We start from the raw sequence: 24446 nt of genomic DNA on the forward strand, positions 1-24446 counted from the left end.
TCGGTCCGAGTGTCCGGATTGGACACGGTGCCTAATAGGGGGAATGAATGCCTTACCGGATCGGTAACACCTGGGATGTACATAGAGATCCTGGTACCGAAGCCCATTTAGATGGCAACTTTCAAAAAAAGAAATATTCTTTAATGACCGTGTGTAGAGTTGGAAGGCATTTTATCGGGAGAAAAACCGAAATAAGAGATGTCAGGAGACAGGCGATGAGCAACGGATTACTTGTGGACATATTCAATCGGGATCGTTCCGTCATGACAAAGGAAATAAGGCATCAGAAAGGATCAGCAGGAAAGACCATCCTGATTGTTGATGATGATACAGACTTTCGAATACTTTTGCGCGATCGTTTGGTCCGAATAGGAATGACATGTGTTGAAGCAGGAAATGGGGAAGAGGCCAAAGTACAACTCCAAAAAAGGGATGTTGATATGGTGGTGACAGATTTTCGCATGCCCAAGATGGATGGCTTAGCATTAATCGATTGGCTGCACCAAACTCACAGGTACGTGCCCATTATTTTTGTGTCAGGAGATGTAAGTGTGGGCATTCGAAAGAAAGCTGAACAGGCAGGGGTTTATGCCATTTTGGAAAAACCATGTTCTCTCTCTGATTTAGCGACGAAAGTTAAAGAAGTGGTTAATAACATTTAAAAATTTTTCGGGATCCCAATAAATGTAGAACAACACATTCAGTGATCTCTTTCCGGACAAAAGCCAATTATTGGCGAGGGACCCAAAAATTCTCCTCGATAAAATTTATTGAAATCCTATCTCCCCCATTCCTTGTGGGAATCACTCTCCTCATCCAATTGCTGGTGGTAGCCCAAGAGATATCTCCGCGATGAATGCCGTTTCGGGCAAAAAACCATCAGGTTGGATTGATTAAGAATCTGCAGAGGGAGTTGATTATTCAAGACACTTCACCTCCTGGTTGGAATTTCGGACTCGTCGGGAAATTTTAAACGCGATATAAGAAGTCAGAAGCAGAACCATTCCCATACCCAGTAGGGTCCAAACTTCTCCGAACTGTTCCGTCACCCAACCAAATGTGGTCATTCCCCCAATGGCGGCGAGCATGGCCAATGTTCCATACAGGGCCAGGACTCGCCCGATAAGTTGTGGAGGAGAAATCTCCTGGATGATTCCCCATTCAATCGGGGTTAAGACCCCACTTCCCATTCCAATTAGGACGACGACCAGGAGGCTGAGGGGCAATTCCGATATCCCGGTAAATCCCCAAAGAGCCAATGCCGTGAAGAGGCTGGTGGTCACGAGTAGGCGAATGCGTTGCCATGGTGGTCCCAGGGCGACTTTCGCAAGGAATACAGAGGCCAAAAATAGACCCACACCCACCCCGGAAGTGAGATAACCGACCTCCACCGGACCCAGTTTCAACATATTCCTTCCAAGGACCGGCAACAATGTATGAAAGGCACTGATGACAAAACTATACAATCCAGCTGTCAAAATAAGCAGACGGATGACAGGCTGACGAAAGAAAGTAAATTGAACGCCTTCTTTGAAATCTTTGACATAGCTGCGAATGGAAGTTTTAAGGGTTGCCGCCGGGAAAGCCGCTTTGTGTGGTATTTCCGGAATGGAAATACATACGAGGCATAAGGCCGACCCGATATATGTCAAAACATTAAGGCAGAGAACGTCCTGGGAATTTAATAGGGCGATCCCCAGTCCGCTTAACAGGGGGCCGAAAATCACCCCCAAACTCATGGTGCTCTGTAGTAAAGCATTGGCAGCCGTCAATGCAGATTTCCTCACGATGAATGGAATGGTGGCGAATAAGGCTGGCGCGAATAAGGAAGTCGCGACGGCATTGCAAAACACCAGGACATACAAATATTCAACCGTAAACGCCTCATGAGAGACCAGGCAGGGAATGAGCCCAATTAGCAGGGCTCGTATGAGGTCCGTGCTGATGAGAATGATTTTTTTTGGAAAACGATCAATCAATACTCCTATGAAGGGACCGAGTACAATTGGAGGGAGGGTTTGCAAGATTCCAATGACTGTGGTTTGGAGAGCGGAACCGGTCACCGCATAGACAAACCATAACAAGGCCAGTTTGGTTACCCCATCCCCGATTTGGGAAATGAGCTGACTCCACCAAAGCAGTCCAAAATTCCTTTGAAATAAAAGGGGGGGATTAGTGGCGAGAGCTAGAGGGTGAGGAATGTCGGAAGAAGATAGAGAAAGATTGGACATGATGTGGCGATTGAGTCCCTTTAATCATTCCCTGCCTCGAGACGAACATTTTGAGTATTGACTGCGATGACGCCAGGAATTTCACGGGCCGTTTGTGCCCCTTCCAAGACAATCACTTGAAATCGGGTCCGTCCGCTCAGAGATACCACCCCCCGAATCGTCATGACTTCAAAACCGGCATCCCGCAGTGTTTGACTATGAGCAAACCGTTGTTTCACTAATTCAGTCAGTCGAGCGTCCATTTTGGCCTGTATGGCGGCGCGTAAAGAGGGGCGCACTTCGATGTGATTGATAATTTTTTTCCCGTTGAACAGATTGGTGGCGATGGTTGTGGCTATGGTTTTTTCTTCCTCCACCGAAACTTCACCTCTCAACTCCACCGTTTTTTCCTGGACCTGGCACTAAATATCGTATGGAAAAAGGCGAGGATCCTCCATAAATGCCAGTTTTAATGTCAAATTCTGAGATTGAAGAATGTTGTCTTTGTCTGATGATTTCTGCGGGGGTTCCTCGGAAGATTCCAGTTCCTGGGAGGGCTTCGCTTGATGATCTTGGACTTGGACCACAAGAGTCTTGTCAGGAACAGAAGAAGTCAGTTCCAAAAGGGTTGGTGAGCCGAATACCTGGCTCCAGGCAATTAGCGTCACAGTCAGACTCATGACTAGAAGGTCACGAGAGTGATGTTTCATTCTACACCTCTCCTTTTCATGGAATAGCCCGTAGATTAATTATGTGGATTTATTTTGACCATGGTGGTGCGCGAGACCCACGTTTTGGGGAAATATTCGGGATTTTATCAGAGGAATATGGCGAGGTATCCAACATCCATGGGTGGTTCTCCCTCCTTGATCTATGCATGGAGAGTGGCTTGGAACAAGAAATTCTGACAGGTCTCCATACTTTTTTCGTGTCATCAGGGGCAGAAAGTTCCATCTTCTTCCATGGGAGAAGCCTTTCTCCTTGAAAGGAGGAGCGATTCAAGAAAATCACGACCATGCCTGTAATCAAAAATACGAAACCAATCATCGAAATGCCAGCCACTGAACCAAAGGTATCAGCCACCCCTCCAAAGGCCACCATGCCTCCGCTGGCCATGGCCATGCTCGCAGTATTGATTAAGGTAAACACTCGTCCCATTAAATGGTTGGGGGTTGTTTCTTGGATGATAGACCAGGCAATAGGCGTGAAGGCAGCCGTACTGGCCCCAATAAGTGTTACGAGAATAAACCCCCATACGACCGAATGTGAATGAGCTAGCAATTGCAACGCACTTCCTCCCGCGATCATTGAGATGGCGATGAGAAAGATCCGTTTATTTAGCCCCAGGTTCTTCACGCAACTCAGGCCAAAGGAGGTAGCCAGCATTCCTGCCCCCATTGCAGACCACAGCCACCCCAACCATCGAGGATCGGCTTCAATGTGATCGTTGACGAAAAGTGGAAGCACATAGATAAAAGCGCTGGCCCCCAACGTATAAAAGACTGTCGTAATGAGGAGCGCGCGAAGAACGGGTTTTTCTCTAAAGACAAATTGTACTCCGACAGCCAGGTCCTGACTCACTTTCGACGGTACATTGGCCATCCTGGGAGCGGTCGTCAATGAATGACCTTTGATCGGCAATAGGCACAAGGCGGATAACAGAAACGTTGCTGCATTTACATAGAGAACATTCTGGGTGCCCAGCCATGCAATCAAAACTCCGCATATGGCCGGGCCGATAAGTATGCCCATATTTGTCGTGGATTGAAGAAGGGAGTTGGCGGACATGAGTTCAGAGGGTTTCACTAGAAGGGGGAGCGATGCAGCCAAGGCCGGCCCAAAAGCTGTTGAGAAGATGGCTGTGAAAAACACCAAAATAAACAGCACTTCCAAGGTCAGGGCATCAAAAAGATACAAGACCGGAATGAGAACAATTATAAAAGCTCGGATGACATCAAGAATCACCATCACGGGTTTTTTAGGCAATCGATCTAAATACACACCCACGATGGGGCTCAGGACCAGCGGGGGGATCGTTTGCAACAGTCCGATGATCGTCATCTTTAAGGCCGATCCCGTCAATTGGTACACAAACCATAAGAGAGCCACTTTGGTTAAACCGTCTCCAATTTGTGAGACTGCCTGGGAGGCCCACAGCATGCTGAAGTTTCTATTGTTAAACAAATCCCATTTATTTGGTGAGATGTCAGCATGATTAGAGGTAGTCATGATTTTCCGGTCTTACATGAAATGGTTTCTAAAATCCCGGCCAAAGTTACGAGCTAAAAATTCATTACTGTTTCACGACTGGTAAATGAAGGTTGGTATGTCTCCTCCGGTAAGTTCAACAGGTTTTCATAGGCCCTTATGTAATCTTGAACCATTCGTTTAACGGTAAACCGTCGTTCAAAGGCCAGTCGGCAAGGCTGACGGTCAAGGGAGGAAATGCAGGGGACGGCTTTGACCATGTCTTCCAGGGTGTCACAGATGAATCCAGTATGCCCGTCATCGATGATTTCGGGGACGGAACCTCGCCGATAGGCTAGAACCGGTGTGCCGCAAGCCAAGGCTTCGATAAAGACCAAGCCGAAAGGTTCCGGCCAATCAAAAGGTGCCACCAACGCATAGGCATTGCCGATGAGGTCATTTTTTTCGCCATCCGTGACTTCACCCACATACTCCACCAAGGGATCCGATAAAAGCGGGTGAATGACGGCACGAAAATATTCCTGGTCAACCGGATCGACTTTCGCGGCTATTTTTAAAGGCATGCCCACACGCTTGGCAATTTCAATGGCATGATCGGGTCGTTTCTCGGGTGTTAATCGACCAACAAAGATAAGGTAAGACCCTGACTGAGGATGGAAGCTATACAGGTCTTCGGGTAAACCATGGTGGATGGTTTGTTGCCAATTCGCCCAGGGTAGGGGATTCCGTTGAGCATTCGAAATAGAAATAAGCGGGCAATCTAAAAATTCTGCAAATATCGGTTTCAATTCGGGGAGGTCAAGGCGGCCATGAAGGGTGGTGAGGACCGGAGTTCCACAACGCCGAGCTAAGGGAAAGGCTAGAAAATCCAAATGAGAATGGAAGAGGTCAAATTGGGTTGCAGAGGAGAATGTTTTTTCCAACATCATAGTGAACGGAGCCTGAGGATTGGAAACCCCATTAGTTTTTCGGAGGCCCTCCCGACACATTGATTTGAGATGAGCGCTGGTCTGAGAATCACCGGAAGCAAACAGGGTGACTTCATGCCCCTGACGAACAAGTTCTTCGGTTAAATATGAAACAATCCGTTCGGTTCCACCATATTGTTTGGGTGGAACACTTTCAGCCAAGGGAGCCAGTTGGGCGATTCTCATTGGAAACTCCTTTCTAGGAAAAGACAGGGTAAGAAAATTTTCCGGGGGAAATTTTTTATGTTGTATTTGTCATACAGCAAACCTGATGCCCGGAAAATTCCTAAATAAAGGCCCAGATAAGTGATTGATTGTGTGGCCATTTTTTTTTGGAATGAAATGAAATCCAAAGAAAAGTGCAATCAGATCAAAATGAAAAATGTAAAAACTACCAAAGAGGGTGTAAGGGTTACACGAATGAGATGAAACATAATTTGTGAAATTGGAACGAAAAGATTCTCGCCAATTGAGAAAATGAGTTGTTTTTATAATGATGCGTGCCAGGAAGCGTTGAGACGGAATAAAGGCAGAGAATAAATTCCTATACAAACAGGATATTCAGAACAGACAAGATGGAAAATATTATTAAGAAGTTAATGAGAAAAGAGGGACATAATAAAGTCGTCTTTCATCGTCCCAATCCGGACTGCGAATTAGAATTTTGTGAGTAGCAGGGGAAGGATACATTGATGCAATAATCAATGATGGCCATAATCTATACATGATTTTTGTTTCAGCCTTCAGATTTGTAGGAATTACTCGGGTTGCTGTAGTTTTTACTTCAACTAGTTCCTTTCCAATATTTCCTGAAGAGGATGCCGTCACGCCGGATCTTTCGCAATCCTATGAAAAATAAGAAATAATTTAAATGGGTCTGGAGGAGTGTGTTTTGGGCCCACCTTTTGCTTTGAAGTAAATTAACAGTAGTTAGCAAACCTTAAATAGAGAGAAAGGAGGGAGTGATGACTATAGCGGGAATGTCGGCAACAGGGTATTCAACGGTTGGAGATATCGTACCAACTCATATGTCGATTTATCATGCTCAATCGGGGGACGAGTCATTGGCTCCCTGTCTCGGAATGATCTTATTCGGGCCTTAACCGGAGCCGATTGGGCGTAGAAAAATAGGTCAGTAGGATTGATTGAACGATATGAAAAGTATGAATAAAACGGCATGTAAAATTAAGATTTTCATTATTTAATTCAGAAGGAGGAGACTATGAAATTCCAACAATCCGGTTTAACCAATTTGAGAATTATGGTGTGTTTCGTCGGCGCCTGTTTAATGATGCCGGCGGCTGTTCTACCTGCCGCTGATGGTTTTTCCCAATCTGCCCCTGAGGAAATGGTTCGAAAAAATCTTGAGCCTTTTGCCGGAGCTTACAAAGAGGTGTCTGAGCTGAGTAGCACATATGCACAACGGATTATTCAATCCGAGCCGGATCAAGCTGACGTGTTACAGGAGGAAGCAAATCAAAAAATGACTCAGGCTGTCACCAATCATGGGCTTTCTGTCGAAGACTATAATTTCATTTTTCACACGATCCAAAGTGAGCCTGAACTTCAAGAGGAATTTATGATCGCACTGCAACGAGCTCAGTGAACATAAGTAATTTATCGGTCAATTCCTCGATCATGCAAAAATATGAGGTCTGCAGAAGAGCGGCATGATCGGGAAGGCCTGGAGGAAATAAAGAATGATTATAACGCATTTTAAGCTGACCATACTTAGTTTCATTTTCACGATAGGACTCGTTGTGGGGTGTTCCGATTCATCCACCGATAAAAGTCATTTCGACTCCAAGAGTGAACATTCCGGATTCATGGCAAATGTAGACGGGGCTGTTCATGCCGAAATATCGGGAAATGGAATTGTGACATACCTACCGCCGAAGGAACGGGATCCTGTGACCGGAAATCGTCCAGGTTACTATATGCTCTTTAACAATCTACCCACAGATACCATGGAAGGGCGAGAATTAGTCATTATATTTCGGATACCAGATGGAGCCCGGCCTGGCCACTATAACTTGATGACGCCCGATCCTCTCAGGGTGGGACATAATTTTGATGTACAGGTAGAAGCCGTAGAACAAGGCCAATCCATTCCTTACCAAACGAACACGGAGGGAACAATTACTTTGGATAACTTTGCTCCTGACCGCATATCTCCAGAGGCAAGTAGGATTAAAGGCACCTTTCAATTTGTTGCAGAGAACACTGTTGGAGAAAAGGTTTCAGTAAATGGGGCATTCGATTTTCCCTCGAAAGAGAAAGTGGTATCTTTGAATGCAGGGTATTCTGTTAGGGAAGGGTTAAGGATCTAAAGAAAAATTAGAAATCACCCTCCCGAAAAGCATTGCAAATTTTTTAAATTTTTCTCCGGCTATTAGAAAGTGTTGCCGGGGTTAGGGTGGTTCAAGAGAAAATTTAATACATGGAGGGATTGTGGCTCGAAGGATATTCAAAGCATCCAATCCTATCGACGGAACAGACATGAGAGCTTGTCACCTGGCGGGAGAGGCCTAAGAAAATGAGGCCCGCCCGATTGATGTTCAAGAAAACGTAAGAGGGAAGCGGGATCTCGTTTTCCCGTTTTTACGGAATAGCCAATATGTTTTTTTCTCTACCGCCGACAAAGGGAATTGATTGGGCTTTGAAACGAAATCAATACGCTCAATTGTTTCGTAAGCTCTCCAATTGTTGTCGAACAACCGGGTCGCGCAATTTTTTTAAGGCGTTGGTTTCGATCTGTCTGATCCGTTCCCGAGTAACCCCTAAGGTTTGTCCGATTTCTTCCAATGTGGACTCTTCGTCGTACCCGATGCCAAACCGCATGCGAAGAATGCGTTCCTCACGTGGGTTCAAGGCTTTCAGGAGGCGGGAGATGGCGGCCTTCGAGCTGAATTCCTCCGAAATCTTTAAAGGTGAAGGCGCTTCGTGATCCTCAAGAATATCCCCGAACGTCCCCTCACCCTGCTCATCCAACGGGGAGTCCAGAGAAACGGGGTCATAGGAGCCCTCCAAGATTCCTTGTACTTTTGCAACAGGTAGCCCGATGGTTTCCGCCAGTTCTTGAAGAGTCGGCGTCCGTCTTAATCGTTGAGTAAGATGCTGTGAGGTCTTCTTGATTTTTTGGGTAATCTCATAGATATGTACGGGCCTTCGAATCGTATTCCCTTTTTCGGCAATGGCTCTGGTGATGCCCTGTCGAATCCACCATGTCGCATAGGTGCTAAACTTATAGCCACGTGCATAATCAAATTTATCGACCGCTCTCATCAACCCAATGTTGCCCTCTTGGATTAAATCCAAAAAATGCAACCCGCGGTTCGTGTAGTGCTTGGCCACACTCACGACTAATCGCAGATTGGCTTCAACCATTTTGGCTTTTGCCTGATGAACCTGGGCGACGGTCTGTTCAAGCATTCTACAGGATTGCAAATATTCCAGGTGCGGCATCAAGATAAGGGACTCCTCGATTTCCCGAATACGTGCCAGAGCTTTTCTGGAGTCATCCCCGGGTTGTTTGCGGCGGCTGGTTTCCAAAAACTGTTGGTGGGTGAGAATTTCTTCTTTAATCTGGTGAATTTCCTGAATCAGGGTTTCCTGTACGTCAGGGCGCAAGTTCAAGGCATCTATTCTTTTGATCAGTTGTTGAATGGGTTTTTTTAAGGAGGAAGAAGTACAAAAAGTATCTGGTGCGGACCCAGGCATGCCCAGACGTTGCGCAAAATGGGACAAAAATGGTTTGGCTAAACGAGCGATGGCATCCAGATGCTTGAGAGTCTTGTCGAAATTATGTCCTGCCTCGGGCCGGTTTCCGGATGCAGGAGTTTCGTCTTCGGAACCGGCTGCAGCGCTCATGATGACGAGATTACTGACACGGAGGTCTCCTGTCTGCAACTGATCCCGAAGTGCAAGGAGACGAACGAGGGTGACGGGTAAACTGAAAAGAGTTGCGACCAGGTTATTGGTCCCCTCTTTGATCTGTTGAGCAAGCTGGAACTCTGCATTTCGTGTTAACAGCGGGACTCGACCAATGTCTTTTAAAAAGAGGGGGATCGTCATGTCGGTGGTGACGGCGTCCTCATGATGTTGACGGGGAGGTTCCATGAATTCGTCAGGATAGGAGTCTGGCATCTTATTGCCGGTCTTCCGACCCCTTTCCTCAAAAGAGGAGCGAAAAGGTTGAAGGGAGGTTGATGATTCCAGAGAAGCACCAGATGAATACATCAGGCCATCCTGTGGGAGGGAGTAATTTTTCAAGACCCGTCTATTCTTTCCCGAGCGTTGCAAGGGTTGCTGTAATAATTCATTTGATGCCATGGTGGCCTCGCTTTCTCTTGCGCGCAATAATCACTTGCAGCCGAAACGTTCTTGGCACATGATGCAAACCGTCGCACTGGTCATTCCACTCATTCCTCACGCCCATATCCGAAATGCCCTTTATTTTGGTCTTTTTTTAGTTTGGATTTAGTGTGTGTTCCACAATGGGATCCCGTCTAACATTTTTTTTCAATTGACGTGCCCTGAGGAAAATTGGAGTTCCTTTTTATTACTCTGTTCATTTTTCATTCCACGGGCTTTGAGAATGGTCGTATCTACCGTTTCTCCACAATTGAGGCACCTCAGTACTTCTAGATGGTAAAACTGCCCGTCGAGATTATAAATGCTATCTCGCACTAATAAGCCTTTACACCGTTGGCATTTCATCATCTCAGTTGTCATGAAATTATTTACTCCTTTTGGAAGCATCCACTTGCACCTTAACCCCACGATAGTTATGATAAGTAACTAGTTACAAAAGTAAAGTAGGTACCATAAAGTAACCATGAAATTGCCTCCCAGTTCCTTCGGATGCCCGTTGGATTCCCTTCTTCGTGTGCTTGCCGGGCCGTGGACGATTTACATCCTCTGCCGCCTGCATAACAATGGGGATACCCGTTTTGGCCAGCTCAAGCGCCAAATGCCGGGTATTTCATCAAAAATGTTGACGGAACGATTGCGAGCCTTGGAGAAGGCCGAAATTATCTTTCGTCACCAAGCTCCGACCATTCCTCCACAGGTGACCTATGGGCTCACGACAGAAGGCCGTGAACTCACCACGATTCTTGATCAAATTAATACATTGGCCGGCCGATGGCAGAATCTTGAGACCAAAAAGACGGCAAACACCAACATTCAGGTAAAAGACACAAAAAGAAGAAAGACGGTAGTTCAATATTCCAGGATTCCTCCCTCCAAAAAGGAAAAACTGAACGGTAAAATTAGGTGAACATGGTTTTCGCCAAAGATTGGTTGGTCTTGGCATTCAACAGGACATAGGAATTATCCCTGGAAACATGAGACAACTCTTCTTTAAATCAGTTTGAAAGACATCGGCCGAGTCATCCTCCTCACCCAATCACTTTCTGGAATGGATGTTATATTGTCGTCGGACTTTGAATGTGGTGGAATGGAAAGCGACCGCAAATGGAGAGCATCCATGTATGGCGAGCCAGACCCGAACAGCTTTCGCTGAAAAATTTCCTGAACTGAGGAGTTTTCCGGGGGGAAAAGGACTACACCCCTTTAAGTCGAAAGGGAGAGAAATGAGTGAATCTGAATAGGAACGTGGTTCTCTTGTTTTAAAAATCCCGCCAACTTCGGTTTTTGAAGTGTGAAGGCCGCTCCCGATTTCGGGAAGGGACGGTAGCCGGTTTAGCTTTTTTCAACCCGGACAAAGTGAAAGTTAATTCCGCCGCTGATACCCTGGTTGTCGGGGTCAGACGGTTCATAGGTTGCCACGGAAAAATTTTCTGTGGGCAACGCATTCTGAAGAGCCAGGCCGAAATCCTCCAGAGTGGTCACCTCGACAGAATTGATTTCCTTAATGAGAGCCCGGGGTTTTATGCCTGCAAGAGCCGCAGGTTTTCCCCCGATTACCTCAAAGACTACCACGCCTTTGGCACGTTCTAGACCCAGAAAATCCCGAATTTCTTCGTCCACTTCTCCCACGATGATGCCGAAATCTTCTCCCAGCTTTATGGCCTTTTCCTTGGTCATAGCCTGAACAGCCGGTTCGGCAAGAAGTAAAGAGGGCGTTCCCAACGAGAAAGCCAAGATCATGCTCGCAATTACGCGAGCAACCTGGTGGACCCTGTGTTGGATAATCGGACGAATCATGTTCATCATTACCTCCCTCTTAGCTGTACAGACTCCTGCATCAATGGATTTACCCAAGTAATTAAGTTTTCCTTCTTCGTCGAATTCATGCAGGGCGCTGTGTTTAGACACACAACTCACCGGAATCTGTCCCTGAATAAAGGGATCATCCTGGCGGCCAAGCACTCTTGGCAATAGAAACCGGCCAGAATCATGCCCATTAGTAGGTACTGAAAGCCCAGTTCTCCAAAAATCTCCGCCATTGGCAATTCCCTTTTTCTTTTTTATGAGACCAACTCGAAATGATTAGAATGAGGTGTTTAGACAAACACTTCTTCCTGTTTAGCTGTCACGTTACTCTTTTCCCCTTGACGGGTTTTCAGAAGAGTGAGATCGATGACATGACCGCAATTGAGGCATCTCCCCATTTCAATTTCTAAAAATTGTCCGTCCACGTTAAAGATACTGTCTCTCACCATGAATCCTCTGCAGCGTTGACATTCTCCCATTTTGTCACCTTCATTAAAATTATAACCATTTTTGCCTTGGTCTTGCTTATGGTTAAGATAAGTAACTAGTTACTAAAGTAAAGTAGGCACTATAAAGTAACCTATGAATTCACCTGAAAGTCCTTTAACTGTCAACTGGATTTCCTCCTTCCGAACCGGGAGATTCGACCATAGAGTCTCTGGACCAGTGGCCTAAGAACGGGTAGGTTAGTTTAAAAATTTGGCGGATCGATCAGATACATCCGTTGATCCTTCGAGGGGAGGATGGTTGATCACAATGCGTAGGATGGGTCAAAACAGATTTTGGGGAACGCTGGTTTTTGTGTTGGTGGTGAATTTTTCCATCGTTGAACCCTTCCACACCACAACTGCTCAGGAAATTAACAGACCGAACCCCTCGACTCCCTCATTAGAACGCATCCAACAGGGTAAAAGCTTATATGTGGGGCCTGCCAGGTGCGTTTATCGTCATGGTCAGACCGCTTTGCGCCGTCCCCTTACCGGGCAAGAACTTTTTTCCATTATTAAATCCGCCGTGCCAGGGACATCTCATATGCCTTTTACGTATCTGCTTTCAGACGAGCAAATATGGGATATCGTGGCGTATCAGCTTCGCGAGACATGCCAAAACGGTTGCGCCAGGGACCCATCTTAAGAAAAAAAGCACTGAGGGTATTATCACGTTTTAAAAGGATGGGTATACGATGAAAGTGAGTACTGCTCCCTCAAGGCCTGATGTCAGATTGAATGCGGATACGAATTGGTCGATCATAGTTTCCATGTGAACACCTCCAGGGGGCATTTAAATTCTATCATTGCGCTCTTGAATGTCGAAGGGACAAGCAAGATGGCACGTATTCCGACCGCAGCATTCACCGTTCTTCTTGCATGTTGACCTTTTCCAAAAACGCATCGAGTTCGGAATTGGCATAAATGCCATAGGCATCGACGATAGTTCCTCGCAGACGGTCATGCGTTTCAACGGCATACACCACCGACTCATCATCGGGATCACTGATGCCTTCAAACCGATGATGCTCACGGATTGAGAGTTCTTCCGGTTTGAACGTTTTCCGATTTCGACCGCACAAAAGGCATGATGAAGAATGCCAAAATTAGTAGTGAAGCCCCCTCTTTGACATGGCGTCTATAGCCCCGTTCTTGGGCAACCATTTCGAAGGAGGCGTCTTAGGATAATCGAATGATGATGCCGGAAGTCTGAAAACCGGGACCCACGAACCGCTCCAGGTATTAGGCCGAGCCCACGGATGAGCGAGTGAAATCGATGAAGCGAATTCCCGTCGGGTATTTAGGGTTCATAGTAAAGGCCAAGGCCTCACGTGCTTACAGAATTTTTATCTAAAGTCTGTTCCATTTCCAGAATTTTGACCGTTGTTTTGAGGATAGCATCGGGGTTCAGGGAGATGCTGTCGATGCTTTGCTCCACGAGGAACTGTGCAAACTCGGGATAGTCACTGGGAGCCTGGCCGCAGATGCCGATCTTTCGCCCTTTAGCCTTTGCGGCTTTTATGACGTGGGCGATGAACGTTTTGACGGCGGGGTTGCGCTCATCAAAGACATGGGCCACGATTTCTGAATCCCGGTCTACGCCCAGCACCAACTGTGTCAAATCATTTGAGCCGATGGAAAACCCATCGAAGATCTCGGCAAATTCTTCCGCCAGAATAACGTTACTCGGAATTTCGCACATTACATAGACTTCCAGTCCCTTGTCGCCACGTTTCAGTCCGTGCTTGGCCATCTCCTCGAGAACCCTTTTGCCTTCCTCAACGGTCCGGCAAAATGGAATCATGAGTTTCACGTTCGTGAGCCCCATCTCCCCCCTGACTTTTTTCATGGCCCGACATTCCAGAGCAAAGCCGTCCCTGTAGCGGGGATCGTAGTAGCGGGACGCGCCACGAAATCCGAGCATGGGATTCTCTTCTGTCGGTTCATAAGCCCTGCCGCCAATTAAATCCGCGTATTCGTTCGACTTGAAGTCGCTCATGCGGACAATGACATCTTTGGGGTAGAAGGCTGCCCCGATCATGCCTACACCTTGGGCAAGTTTGTCGATGAAGTATTGCCTTTTGTCAGGATAGGCAGTGGTGAGACGATCAATCTCAGCTTTCACGCCGGCATCCTTAATTTGGCCATACTCCAATAATGCCAAGGGATGGATTTTAATGAAGGTGCTGATAATAAATTCTTCGCGGGCTAGCCCGACTCCGTCATTGGGGATACCGGAAAGGGAGAAGGCTTCCTCAGGATTTCCAATATTCATCATGACTTTGGTGCGGGGGTGTCCCAAATTTTTCAGAGTAACCCGTTCGATATCAAACGGGAGCCGGCCTTCATAGACGAAACCGGTGTCACCTTCCGCACAGGAGACCGTCACCGATTGCCCGTTCTTGAGAGCGTCGGTCGCCCGCTCTGCCCCGACGATAGCCGGAAGACCAAGCTCCCGACTGACGATGGCCGCATGGCAGGTTCGTCCTCCTCGATTGGTCACGATGGCCGACGCTTTTTTCATGATCGGTTCCCAGTCCGGATCGGTTTTGTCCGTAACCAGCACGTCTCCTTTTCGAAAGTCCTGAAGGTTCTGGGCATGGGTGATGACCCGAACCGGGCCCTGACCGATTTTCTCTCCTATGCTCCGGCCTTGAATGAGAACCTCCCCCCGCTTGGTCAGGTGATAGGTTTCCATCACATCGGGATCTTTTCTGGACTGAACCGTTTCGGGCCGGGCTTGAACAATAAACAGCTCACCCGTCTGTCCGTCCTTGGCCCATTCGATGTCCATGGGGCAGGCTCGGCCTTTCTTTGCGCTGTAATGGTCTTCAATGAGGCAGCCCCATCGGGCCAACGTCAGAATTTCCTCATCGTTCATAGAAAAACGGTTTCGGTCATCAGGGGAGACCGGCACGTTTTTGACCATCTTGCTCCCCCCAATATCATAAATCAGTTTGAATTCCTTGCTTCCCGCAATTTTATGAAGAATCGGCTGAAACCCCTGCTTGAGGGTGGGCTTAAAGACATAATACTCATCAGGATTAACGGCGCCTTGCACGACATTTTCCCCCAGCCCGTAGGAGGCGTTGATCAGAACGACATCAGGGAATCCCGTTTCCGTATCAATTGTGAAGAGCACACCCGCTGAGGCCAGATCGGAACGCACCATTTGTTGCACTCCGATAGACAGCGCGATTTGGAGATGGTCGAAATCTTTATCGACTCGATAGGAAATGGCCCGGTCGGTGAACAACGACGCAAAGCATCGCTTGCACGTTTCAAGGAGCGCCTGATGGCCCTGCACATTGAGATAGGTTTCCTGTTGTCCGGCAAAACTGGCATCCGGTAAATCCTCCGCTGTCGCACTGCTTCGTACGGCCACGTCGGCTCCATCCTTCGACTGGGCACTCAGTCGGTCATAGGCTTCCTCTATGGCCTGTTCCAGTTCCGGAGGAAGGGTGGCACCAATAATCGCTTGTCGGATTTGTCGCCCTCTTTGACGGAGGTTGGACATATCCCCGGTATCCAGGTCGCCCAGGATCTGTTGGATTTTGGTGTCGAGTCCGGCCTCACGCAGCACATAGCGATAGGCCTCAGCCGTGATGGCGAAACCGTTGGGAATCTTGACCCCCTGGGGAGTGAGCTCCCGGTACATTTCGCCAAGAGAGGCATTTTTGCCTCCCACTCGACTGATATCCTGCAAGCCAATTTCTTCAAACCAGAGGATGTAGGATTCAGATGTTGAGGCATGAGTTTTCATACCAACAGCGTTCCTTCTTTATGTTTAAAAACCAGTAAAACGGGAGTGCATTTTAATACACATCGTAAGGGTCGAAGGCGGTCATGGCGGTACGCGGTGCCTGCCGACCGGAAAGCGAAAGTCTTTTCCCGCAATTGGGACAGGTGAATTGTTCAACCTTTGTTTCGTTCGAATAATGGCTGCTGGCCATCACCTGAGGGGGCCATGTGCAGTGACAGAGTTGAAAACCAAGGGATTGTCCCATGGCCGCATGACCAACTTGGATCATCCTTTCCGCTTCTTCAATCTTTTTTTGAATGGATTTTCGTGCTTCGCCTGGCAGCAGTTGATCGTTCGCGGAATGGACGAGGGCAATCGCCTCCTTTAAGGAGGTCAACCCTTTCGTGAAGGCTTCCAAGACTTTGAGAAGACTCTGTTCCCGTTGAGCGTGATCCATAACCATTTCCCCTTGTCTTGATGCTTGTATTGATGAACGATGCGATTGTGGCCTCCTGGGTTTAGTCGTTTGATATGTTCGAGTCCTTATCCCTTAATACAGATTAACGGGGCGCATTTTCGCTACTTTACGGGCCAAATGCGCCTTTTCAGCCGCATCGACCACGTCGGTGACGTTTTTATAGGCACCCGGAGCTTCTTCGGCGACCCCTCGCGCGGATGGACTTCTGATCAGGATTCCCTGAGCCCCTAATTCTTGAATCACCCTCTGACCTTTCCATTGGCGGGTGGCTTGATGCCGACTCATACTGCGTCCTGCTCCATGACAGGCGGACCCATAGGCCAGACCCATGCCCTCTTTCGTTCCGACAAGAAGATAAGAGGCTGTTCCCATGGTTCCACCGATAAGGACCGGTTGACCGAAGGACTGGAGGTCAGCAGGGATGGCCGCATGTCCCGGACCAAATGCACGGGTGGCACCTTTCCGATGGACAAAGATGCGCCGACTCCGGCCGCCGATCTGATGCTCCTCCATTTTGCAGGTGTTGTGTGACACATCGTAGAGCAGTGGTAGGATCGTCTGAGAAAAGATCTCTGAGAAAGCTTGACGCACTAAGTGGGTGACGATTTCCCGGTTGGCTAAGGCGCAATTCATCGCCGCCCGCATCGCTCCAAGATATTCCTGCCCCAGGGGGGAGTTTATCGGGGCACAGGCCAATTCGCGGTCCGGCAGGGTAATGCCATACTGGCTTGCCGCCACCACCATTTTCTTAAGGTATTCGGTACCGATTTGATGTCCAAGTCCTCGAGATCCGCAATGAATGCTGACCAGGATATCCCCGGTATGGATACCGAGTTTTTCCGCCAAGGGATCGTGGTAGGTTTCCACGACCTCCTGAATTTCCAAATAATGATTCCCTGATCCTAACGTCCCCATTTCGTCCTGCTGGCGCTTCTTGGCGTGATCAGATACGCATGCGGGTTTTGCCCCGGGCATGCAGCCCTGTTCTTCAATGCGCGATAAATCTTTCTCTGTCCCATAGCCTTGTTGGACCGCCCATTGGGCACCGCCGGCGAGCATGTCATCCATTTCCTTGGGTTTCAGATGGAATCGACCAGTACTTCCCACGCCCGCGGGTACTTGTGCAAATAAGAGGTCCGCCAGTTTTTCTTTCACGGGCGTGATATCGTCCGCACGTAAACCCGTATAGAGGGCCCGTACGCCGCAGGAAATATCAAACCCAACACCGCCGGCAGACACCACCCCGCCCTGTTGAGGGTCGAAGGCGGCGACTCCGCCTATGGGAAACCCGTAACCCCAGTGGGCATCGGGCATCGCAAACGAGGCTTGGACAATTCCCGGGAGTGTGGCCACATTGACGACCTGTTCATAAACCTTCAGATCCATATCGCGAATGAGTGACTCATCCGCGTAAATAATTCCCGGCACGCGCATTCTTCCCCTCTGAGGAATGTGCCACTCATACGCAGAGACAGGGGTGAGGAGATTCAGGTCCATATCGTTGGTCGGAAGAAAAAATGGTGCAGCAATGGGTATCTTGACAGAGTCGGCTCAGCAAACATGGTACGTTCAAACCACGGGATTAGACATCGACGACACATTGGGCAACCCAGCCATTTCCCTCAATCTTCCGGACAGATAACTCGGTATAGGTCGCCCCTTTTACTTCTACGGCTGGTTCATGTTTGATACGATCGACCGGTTCCCCTCGCGCAATGGCTTTGAGGTGATGATCCGTGATCGTGACGTCAAACCGGCCGAATACCATGTGACCGCATGCCATTTCATAGATGAGGGCATTCAGCCAATCAACAAGTAATAGGTCATCATCCGGCGCGTTGCAGGTGAAGTGGCGCTCCACCTGAGGATTTACCTGTTGGGGATCTGTAACGACAGCCGTCAGCGCTAATGCTGCCTGCTCGAAGGCCTGGGGCTTGGTGATTCCAAAGCCACGAATCCCCATATCCGCCTCATGGGGAAAATGCTCCCACTTTCCTGAAGGCTCAGCGCCGTCCATGTGTATCATTATCCGATTGTCAGCCTGAGTTTCAAGCAAAGGACCTGTGCCCAGGTTAACGCTACCATAGCTCAGCGACATCCTTCGGTGAACCTTGCCCTGAGGGCCTTGGACTGCGCTCAGGGCAGGCTTGCCGAATAGGTGAGAATGACAAGGAACGGGAAGCCATCCGCCATTAATTTCTGTCTAATCCAGAAGGAAGGATATGTTGGCGTTAATGCGATACTTGGTGATCTTGTTATTTTCCACTTTGGCTTCCATATCCTTGATATAAATCGATTTAATACCATGCACGCTTTTGGCGGCTTTGGTCACGGCGTATGAAGCCGCATCCTCCCAACTCTTTTCTGATTCTGCTAACACTTCGATCACTTTTAACATGTCCGACATGGCTGAACCTCCTTAATAGTAAAATGAATGATATTCCACTGACCTGGAGACAGGTGTTGAGCTGTTATCCGTGCCTCTCTGTTGAAGGACGAAGTTTGGCGATGGGATTAAAAGGAGCAAGGAATCTGATATATCGCAAGACATCCCAGCGCTCATCTTCCGTCAGGCGCCCTGACCATCCATGCATGGGAGAAAAGACGGCTCCATAGGTAATCACATTCATTAATTCCCAATCGGTTTTTGATCGTGATTCCAACGAGTGAAAATTCGCGGGCTGTACCAACAGGAATTGGGTGTCCGGCCCATCGCCGGCCCCTTTTTCTCCGTGACAATTTGCGCAGTGCTTTTCAAACAGGATTTTCCCATTCTGAGGGTTGCCTGGAACTTCCTGACTGAACGCCAGAATGGGCCAGGCCATGAGGAAGATGAAACTGAGAAACCAAAGGTATTTGTGTGGTTGATGCATGGTGTCCTCCTGCTCGCTTATCGGTAGAGTGTGGATACGTGCCATCGAAGTGTCATAACTTTCACCTCATATTCATGGCTCCTGTATAGATTCCAGGTACGACAGCAGTTGCCAGATTCGCCCTCGCACTTGGTCCGCCCACTCCGTTTCAATCGAGACTTCATCATCCGGTATCCGAAACCATATTCCAAACACCGGCATATCGCGGGTGCCATGACTTGGAATGTGATCGCGCCCATCGATCGTACGGTACGCGTGCCAAAAGGGGAATGTCCCACCATGGTTGGCTGATAACCTGGTCAGATTTGCTGGCTTGGGCTTCAAAGATTCAGAAAGAGGGCCGTCCCCCTTGGCCTGGGTTCCATGACAGGTTACGCAGAATTTTTGAAAGAGCTGCCTCCCTCCGGCTATAACATCCTGTTCCTGAGCCCATCCCGAATTCATTCCTATTCCTAGGATCAGCAAGGCGAGGCTCCCATTCCGCAGGAGAAGGCTAAACAAATATTTCATAGTGCATTCTTTGGGGTGATGAAATCATTTAGGCCACCTCTTGAGCATGTTTGGGGGAAGATTTGTATTGACAAATTTTGCGATTGGATCGGGTTGGTAAATCAAAGATTTCCCCGCAGTTCAAGCATCGCCATTCATAAATCCAAACAGTTTTATAAATATTTTCCATATTCAGACAGGTTTCAATGACCATGAACCCATGGCAGCGGGAACATTCCATAATGTCGCCTCCCGGTATCAATTTTTTCTCAAAGGTATGTTCCTAAAGCAATGAAAATGTTGATCCCTCTCTTGAGCCATGCCGTCTCAAATTGTGAGCGAGGGAGAACATGGATCCGATAACAAGGAGGAACTATCAAACCTTATGCCAAATCCTAAATATGGATTCAGGATGAAAGGAATGGCGAGAGAATAAGGAGGGGAAAGGGTGCCAATCCCATTGAGAATAAGGCGAAACCCTACATAACCAGCAAAGAAAAATTGAACTGGAAAAACAGTTAACCTGGCATGGCACGGCGGAGAAAAGGTCGGGGATAGAAGTAAATATTAGTGGAACGCCCAGCGCACTGTGGCATCTTTCCCCAGAGCTTTCGAGCCGGTGGTCCCAGTCTTCCTCACCGGGATCCTTTCGGCACACGAAAAAATATATGACCGTGACAGGCTATCAAAGAGGGAGTATGGAGGGTATTCCTGGCAATACCGCGTGCCTGTAAGGGATCATGCCGATCAGGGCGAGTGGGGGGCAAAAATGGCGCACGCATCTCAGTGGCCCCCACACAGCCCGCAACAAATTCATCCCCGCCCGCCAAGGCACAAAGGAGGCACGGGTTGGTAAAGCTGATGAATGCACTGTTTGCATCGTCCCCCATACCCTCATCCAAAATACTGAGGCGATCTTTTGGGAGGGTATTACGGCTCGTGGTGGTGCATGACATCTAACCCGTTGCCCACTGGAATGTTCATGAGGTCTCCCTGTGAAAAATAGAATGGCAAATCTGAGAATGCTCCCAGAGGTGAAGGAATCAAAGAGAACAGATTAACTCAAACACACTATGGCTAAAACCAGGGCCTAGGAAATAGGAAAAATTGATCTGGTAAGAGAACCATTCCTCAGTCTTCATGACGGTTATGACATGTCGTGTCTCTTTTATACCCGTGGTGTGGTGAGCGGGAACCCAAATCGCAAACCGGGGAAGATGCATGCCCGATCCCAGGCGTCGCAGGGTGTGTCATTGAAGGCCAGAGACAAAAAATGGCTGTACCTTTTGAATCAAAATGCCTATGATTGGACACTTCGCGAGTTGTTTCAGAATTATCTCTAGGGGGAAAGCTTCCCTGGCCACTGGAAAAAAGCAATTGCAATCCCAAAGACTTCCTGAAAAACCAAAGAGGAAAATTGCTTTTCCCCAAATGGTCTCCCCTCGGCGTCTTTTTACGAAGCAATCCAAATCCTCACGATCGCGTCCCCAGATTCCATCCCCATTCAAGATCAACATGGATTCATTTAAATTTCCCGGACTTCAGAAAGCTTTTCCCCCCGTTGGATTGAGATAGAAATGGGTTTACCAAAATCTGAAATAAGCTTAAATTGATGGATGGGAAACCTCACCCATTATTCCTTTTACCATTTAAAGGGGCCGGAGCATCACCAATGGATTTGACCGTGATTGCAATCATTGTCCCAATCGGCAAAATCTTTAAAAAGTGATCGTGTCATAACTGGTTACCTGGTGGTATGGGCATGACGAAGATTGAGGGAGATGGATATTCGATAAAAAAACTTCGGGCATGAGGTGAGGCAGGCAAAGCAAACCGTGTTTTCCGCCATTCCGCAAAGTGAGAAGAAAAGGCATGAATCCAAAAAACAAACCAGCTCCCGGGAGTCATCCTTTACGTCAAAATCCTGAGACAGGGCTGTTGGTCACACGCGAGCAGGTAAAAAAGATGACGCTGGAGGAGGTACAGCACCTCGTGTATGAACTTCAGGCCCATCAAATCGAATTGGAGATGCAAAACGAAGAGTTGCGTCAGACCCAACGAGAGCTTGAGGTCACAGGCAAGCGGTATGCCGCCGTGTATGATTTTTCACCGGTGGGATACGTGACCCTTGATGATGGCCATAGCCGAATATTAGAGGCCAATTTGACTTTTTGCCATTTGGTGGGTGTGTCACGCCTGGATATCCTCAATACGAAGTTTGAACAATATGTCATCCCGGATGATCAACGGGCGTTCCAACGGTATTTGGATTTTCTGAGGCAGACCCCGGGCATGCACCGTTCCGATCTTCTCACTCTGCAGCATGCCAACAATTTTCGTCGGGTCCGATTTGAAGGCTGTCTGGAGAACAGGGAACCTTCAAGTAAGACAAGAGTGTTTCGAATCGCGGTCGAGGATGTCACGATACAGGAGCAAGTCGAAAGTGCGCAGGATGAGCAAAGGGCCTTGATGGCGGTCGTGATGGACGGAGTTATGGATGCCATCGTGACCATTGATGAAAGTCAACGAATTGTCCTGTTTAATAAAGCCGCGGAAGACATGTTTGGTTGTCCTGCCTCAAGCGCCCTTAAGCAATCGATAGACCGGTTTATTCCGAAGCGGTTTCGTGCCGCCCATCAGGAACATTTTCAACAATTTGGCCGAAACCCGAAGCCCTTTCGTCAGATGGGTGGGGCAAGGGAGATTTTCGGAGTTCGGACCAGCGGAGAGGAATTTCCTATCGAAGCGACCATTTCACAAGTGCAGGCTAAAGAACAAGGCAAGAAGCTCTTTACCGTGGTGCTACGGGACGTCACTGAGCGTCGACACGCTCAGGAGATGCTGAAAAAAGACCAGCAATTTATTACGGCCATTTTGGATATTGCCGGTGCTTTGATGGTTGTTATGAATCGCCACGGGCAGATCATCCGGTTTAATCGCGCCTGTGAAAGGCTGACGGGGTATTCATTTGAAGACGTTCGCCATAAGCTCATTTGGGATATACTCCAACTGCCCAAATTGGGAGTGGAGGAAGTGAAGGAATATTTTCAGGCCATTCTCCAAGGCCAGGCCCCGACTTTTCAGGAAAATTATTGGGTCACGAAGGATAATATTCGGCGCTGGATTGCGTGGTCTTATGCGGTGCTTAGGGACGACCAGGGTAGGGTGGACTTTGTGATCGTGACAGGGATTAACCTCACGGGACAACGGAACGCGCAGAGAGCGTTAAAAAACGAACAGCGGTTCATTGCCAATGTGTTAAATACGACAGGAGCCCTGGTAATCATTCTGGACCCCCAATGGAGAATTCTTCGCGTGAATCGGGCCTGTGAGCAGACGGTCAGGCACGCGTTTCAAGACTTGAAGGGACAGCCATTCTGGAATCTCCTGACTCCTTCCGAAGAAGACAACGAAGGAGCCACAGAGGTGCTGGAGTCTTACAAAACAGGCCGGTTTCCTTGCACCTTTGAATCGGCCATTCTGGATAAGGCGCGCCACCTTTGTTGGATCCAGTGGAACACGACCGCCAGCTACAAAAAAAACGGCGATGTGGAATATTTTATTGTGACCGGCACCGATATCACCAGGCGCAGGCAGACTGAGCAGCTGCTTCAACAGAGCAAAGAGCAGCTTCAGGCCATTCTTGATCACAGTCCGGTCTCCATATGGCTCAAAGATCTTGAGGGTCGGTATTTGAAGGTCAATCGGCAATTCGAAAGGAATGCGGGTCTGTCCGAGAAGCAGATATTGGGCAAAACTGATACGCAAATTTTTCCTTCCGAACGGGCTTCGCGGTTTTGGGAAATTGACCAAACCATTCTTCAGACCCGGCAGGCTCATGAATCCGATGAAAAATCGGATCGTTCGGATGGAATACACACCGAACATGTGTTTAAATTTTTGTTGACGACTCCCAAAGGAAAACCCTATGCGCTCTGTGGAATTGCCACGGATATTACCCAAAGAAAACAAGCGGAAACCATTCTTCAGGAAGCCTCTCAACGCCTGGAAATTCAACAGCAGGAGCTTCGCTCACTGGCTGCCCAACTCCTGACTGCACAGGAAGAAGAGCGCCGGCGTATATCCCGTGATCTGCACGATGATGTCAATCAACGGCTTGCGCTGATGAGTTTAAAATTGCAATCCGCCCAAAATGATCTTCCGGACATGCACCCTGTCACGCAAATGCTTCACGAGCTCTATGCCAATGTCGGGGATCTGTCCGATGATATCCGGCGTTTGGCCTACCAGTATCATCCGTCGATCCTGGATGACCTTGGCTTGGGCTCGGCTCTTCGCTCGTTGTGCGAAGACTTTGAGAAGTGGGAAGGGATCTCGGTCACGTGTGAATTGGCTGATAGAGCAGGAAGAATTTCACAAGCGGTGGGCACATGTCTGTACCGTGTGGCACAAGAGAGCCTGCGGAATGTGGTAAGACATGCTCAGGCTTCGGCAGTCCATCTCGTTTTACGGAATGAAGGACCGGACATTATTCTCTCAATTCACGACAATGGAAAAGGATTCGAGGTGGACGGGGTTCTTTCTCGAGGGTTGGGATTTGTCAGCATGAGAGAGCGGGTTCGTCTGGTGGGTGGAACCCTGTTCGTGGAGAGTCAGCCTGGCTATGGAACAACTGTGAAGGTGTCAATTGCTGTAAACGCTCAGTCGTGAGACCTTAGGAGTTATGGGCAACAATGGGGAGACAGAAATCAGGAAGGATGCCCGCTACAAACTGTGGGGCATGAACATCTCTGTCATCGTGAGTGAAGCGAAGGATCTGGCTGAGCCGAGACCTCGTCAACCTGGGCAC

General features: G+C 48.3%; 25 protein-coding genes and 2 pseudogenes. 8 read left to right on the forward strand and 19 right to left on the reverse strand.

The window, feature by feature from the left end:
* The first annotated feature begins 47 nt into the window (after positions 1 to 47).
* A complete protein-coding gene (locus tag PP769_RS09725) occupies positions 48 to 662 on the forward strand; it encodes a response regulator (RefSeq protein WP_312646938.1) in 615 nt (204 codons plus the stop codon).
* A 255-nt stretch (positions 663 to 917) separates the two neighbouring features.
* On the opposite strand, the gene PP769_RS09730 is transcribed toward PP769_RS09725, so the two are convergent.
* The 6 genes and pseudogenes from PP769_RS09730 to PP769_RS09755 form a co-directional block, all read right to left on the reverse strand.
* The gene (locus PP769_RS09730; protein ID WP_312646939.1) at positions 918 to 2231 is read right to left on the reverse strand and encodes an MFS transporter; all 1314 of its coding nucleotides are present in this window, start codon (positions 2229 to 2231) and stop codon (positions 918 to 920) included.
* A 20-nt stretch (positions 2232 to 2251) separates the two neighbouring features.
* Positions 2252 to 2473 carry a BON domain-containing protein gene (locus PP769_RS09735; RefSeq protein ID WP_312647047.1) on the reverse strand — a complete coding sequence of 74 codons (222 nt, stop codon included), beginning with the start codon at positions 2471 to 2473 and terminating at the stop codon, positions 2252 to 2254.
* A gap of 39 nt (positions 2474 to 2512) precedes the next feature.
* Positions 2513 to 2617 (reverse strand): annotated as a pseudogene (locus PP769_RS09740) (hypothetical protein); the annotation flags it as partial.
* 15 nt (positions 2618 to 2632) lie between these two features.
* Positions 2633 to 2920 (reverse strand): hypothetical protein, encoded by a 288-nt coding sequence (locus PP769_RS09745; RefSeq protein ID WP_312646940.1) that lies wholly within the window; start codon positions 2918 to 2920, stop codon positions 2633 to 2635.
* 49 nt (positions 2921 to 2969) lie between these two features.
* Positions 2970 to 4439: an MFS transporter gene (locus PP769_RS09750; protein ID WP_312646941.1), complete on the reverse strand. Its 1470-nt coding sequence runs from the start codon at positions 4437 to 4439 to the stop codon at positions 2970 to 2972.
* 53 nt (positions 4440 to 4492) lie between these two features.
* On the reverse strand, positions 4493 to 5572 hold the full coding sequence (locus tag PP769_RS09755; RefSeq protein WP_312646943.1) for a glycosyltransferase family 4 protein: 1080 nt from the start codon (positions 5570 to 5572) through the stop codon (positions 4493 to 4495).
* 779 nt (positions 5573 to 6351) lie between these two features.
* On the opposite strand from PP769_RS09755, the gene PP769_RS09760 reads away from it, so the two are divergent.
* From PP769_RS09760 to PP769_RS09770, 3 genes are all read left to right on the forward strand, one after another.
* Positions 6352 to 6489 (forward strand): hypothetical protein, encoded by a 138-nt coding sequence (locus PP769_RS09760; RefSeq protein ID WP_312646945.1) that lies wholly within the window; start codon positions 6352 to 6354, stop codon positions 6487 to 6489.
* A 119-nt stretch (positions 6490 to 6608) separates the two neighbouring features.
* The gene (locus PP769_RS09765; RefSeq protein ID WP_312646946.1) at positions 6609 to 6992 is read left to right on the forward strand and encodes a DUF4168 domain-containing protein; all 384 of its coding nucleotides are present in this window, start codon (positions 6609 to 6611) and stop codon (positions 6990 to 6992) included.
* A 304-nt stretch (positions 6993 to 7296) separates the two neighbouring features.
* The gene (locus tag PP769_RS09770) at positions 7297 to 7716 is read left to right on the forward strand and encodes a hypothetical protein (RefSeq protein ID WP_312646947.1); all 420 of its coding nucleotides are present in this window, start codon (positions 7297 to 7299) and stop codon (positions 7714 to 7716) included.
* Between the two features lie 349 nt (positions 7717 to 8065).
* On the opposite strand, the gene PP769_RS09775 is transcribed toward PP769_RS09770, so the two are convergent.
* Complete coding sequence (locus tag PP769_RS09775) at positions 8066 to 9718, reverse strand: RNA polymerase sigma factor RpoD/SigA (protein ID WP_312646948.1); 1653 nt, start codon at positions 9716 to 9718, stop codon at positions 8066 to 8068.
* A gap of 189 nt (positions 9719 to 9907) precedes the next feature.
* A complete protein-coding gene (locus tag PP769_RS19755; protein WP_376753408.1) occupies positions 9908 to 10147 on the reverse strand; it encodes an LIM domain-containing protein in 240 nt (79 codons plus the stop codon).
* A gap of 76 nt (positions 10148 to 10223) precedes the next feature.
* Here PP769_RS19755 and PP769_RS09780 point away from each other — a divergent pair, with 76 nt between their 5' ends.
* Positions 10224 to 10667, forward strand: a complete 444-nt coding sequence (locus PP769_RS09780; RefSeq protein WP_312646949.1) for a winged helix-turn-helix transcriptional regulator — start codon at positions 10224 to 10226, stop codon at positions 10665 to 10667.
* Between the two features lie 425 nt (positions 10668 to 11092).
* Here the strand turns inward: PP769_RS09780 and PP769_RS09785 are convergent, their stop codons facing one another.
* Both PP769_RS09785 and PP769_RS09790 read right to left on the reverse strand, forming a co-directional pair.
* Entirely contained in the window at positions 11093 to 11566 is a 474-nt protein-coding gene (locus PP769_RS09785; protein WP_312646950.1) for a serine protease family protein, read from the reverse strand.
* 290 nt (positions 11567 to 11856) lie between these two features.
* Complete coding sequence (locus PP769_RS09790; protein ID WP_312646952.1) at positions 11857 to 12015, reverse strand: hypothetical protein; 159 nt, start codon at positions 12013 to 12015, stop codon at positions 11857 to 11859.
* Between the two features lie 307 nt (positions 12016 to 12322).
* Here PP769_RS09790 and PP769_RS09795 point away from each other — a divergent pair, with 307 nt between their 5' ends.
* Positions 12323 to 12700, forward strand: a complete 378-nt coding sequence (locus PP769_RS09795) for a c-type cytochrome (protein WP_312646953.1) — start codon at positions 12323 to 12325, stop codon at positions 12698 to 12700.
* Positions 12701 to 12917: 217 nt separating this feature from the next.
* Here the strand turns inward: PP769_RS09795 and PP769_RS09800 are convergent, their stop codons facing one another.
* The 9 genes and pseudogenes from PP769_RS09800 to PP769_RS09840 form a co-directional block, all read right to left on the reverse strand.
* Positions 12918 to 13136 carry a hypothetical protein gene (locus tag PP769_RS09800; RefSeq protein ID WP_312646954.1) on the reverse strand — a complete coding sequence of 73 codons (219 nt, stop codon included), beginning with the start codon at positions 13134 to 13136 and terminating at the stop codon, positions 12918 to 12920.
* Positions 13137 to 13381: 245 nt separating this feature from the next.
* Positions 13382 to 15817 (reverse strand): phosphoenolpyruvate synthase, encoded by a 2436-nt coding sequence (gene ppsA, locus PP769_RS09805; protein WP_312646955.1) that lies wholly within the window; start codon positions 15815 to 15817, stop codon positions 13382 to 13384.
* Between the two features lie 52 nt (positions 15818 to 15869).
* Entirely contained in the window at positions 15870 to 16253 is a 384-nt protein-coding gene (locus PP769_RS09810) for a hypothetical protein (RefSeq protein WP_312646956.1), read from the reverse strand.
* 86 nt (positions 16254 to 16339) lie between these two features.
* Positions 16340 to 17771: pseudogene (locus PP769_RS09815) on the reverse strand (RtcB family protein).
* Positions 17772 to 17856: 85 nt separating this feature from the next.
* Complete coding sequence (locus tag PP769_RS09820) at positions 17857 to 18291, reverse strand: archease (RefSeq protein WP_312646958.1); 435 nt, start codon at positions 18289 to 18291, stop codon at positions 17857 to 17859.
* Positions 18292 to 18477: 186 nt separating this feature from the next.
* The gene (locus PP769_RS09825; protein WP_312646959.1) at positions 18478 to 18681 is read right to left on the reverse strand and encodes a dodecin family protein; all 204 of its coding nucleotides are present in this window, start codon (positions 18679 to 18681) and stop codon (positions 18478 to 18480) included.
* A gap of 64 nt (positions 18682 to 18745) precedes the next feature.
* The gene (locus tag PP769_RS09830) at positions 18746 to 19147 is read right to left on the reverse strand and encodes a c-type cytochrome (protein ID WP_312646960.1); all 402 of its coding nucleotides are present in this window, start codon (positions 19145 to 19147) and stop codon (positions 18746 to 18748) included.
* 72 nt (positions 19148 to 19219) lie between these two features.
* Positions 19220 to 19657, reverse strand: a complete 438-nt coding sequence (locus PP769_RS09835; protein ID WP_312646962.1) for a c-type cytochrome — start codon at positions 19655 to 19657, stop codon at positions 19220 to 19222.
* 614 nt (positions 19658 to 20271) lie between these two features.
* Positions 20272 to 20526 carry a hypothetical protein gene (locus PP769_RS09840; protein WP_312646964.1) on the reverse strand — a complete coding sequence of 85 codons (255 nt, stop codon included), beginning with the start codon at positions 20524 to 20526 and terminating at the stop codon, positions 20272 to 20274.
* A 264-nt stretch (positions 20527 to 20790) separates the two neighbouring features.
* Between PP769_RS09840 and PP769_RS09845 the strand changes: the two genes are divergently transcribed.
* Both PP769_RS09845 and PP769_RS09850 read left to right on the forward strand, forming a co-directional pair.
* Positions 20791 to 20979 carry a hypothetical protein gene (locus PP769_RS09845; RefSeq protein WP_312646966.1) on the forward strand — a complete coding sequence of 63 codons (189 nt, stop codon included), beginning with the start codon at positions 20791 to 20793 and terminating at the stop codon, positions 20977 to 20979.
* A gap of 529 nt (positions 20980 to 21508) precedes the next feature.
* On the forward strand, positions 21509 to 24307 hold the full coding sequence (locus tag PP769_RS09850) for a sensor histidine kinase (protein ID WP_312646967.1): 2799 nt from the start codon (positions 21509 to 21511) through the stop codon (positions 24305 to 24307).
* Positions 24308 to 24446: the final 139 nt, after the last annotated feature.

It is taken from the genome of Candidatus Nitrospira allomarina (assembly GCF_032050975.1).
GTDB lineage: Bacteria > Nitrospirota > Nitrospiria > Nitrospirales > UBA8639 > Nitrospira_E > Nitrospira_E allomarina.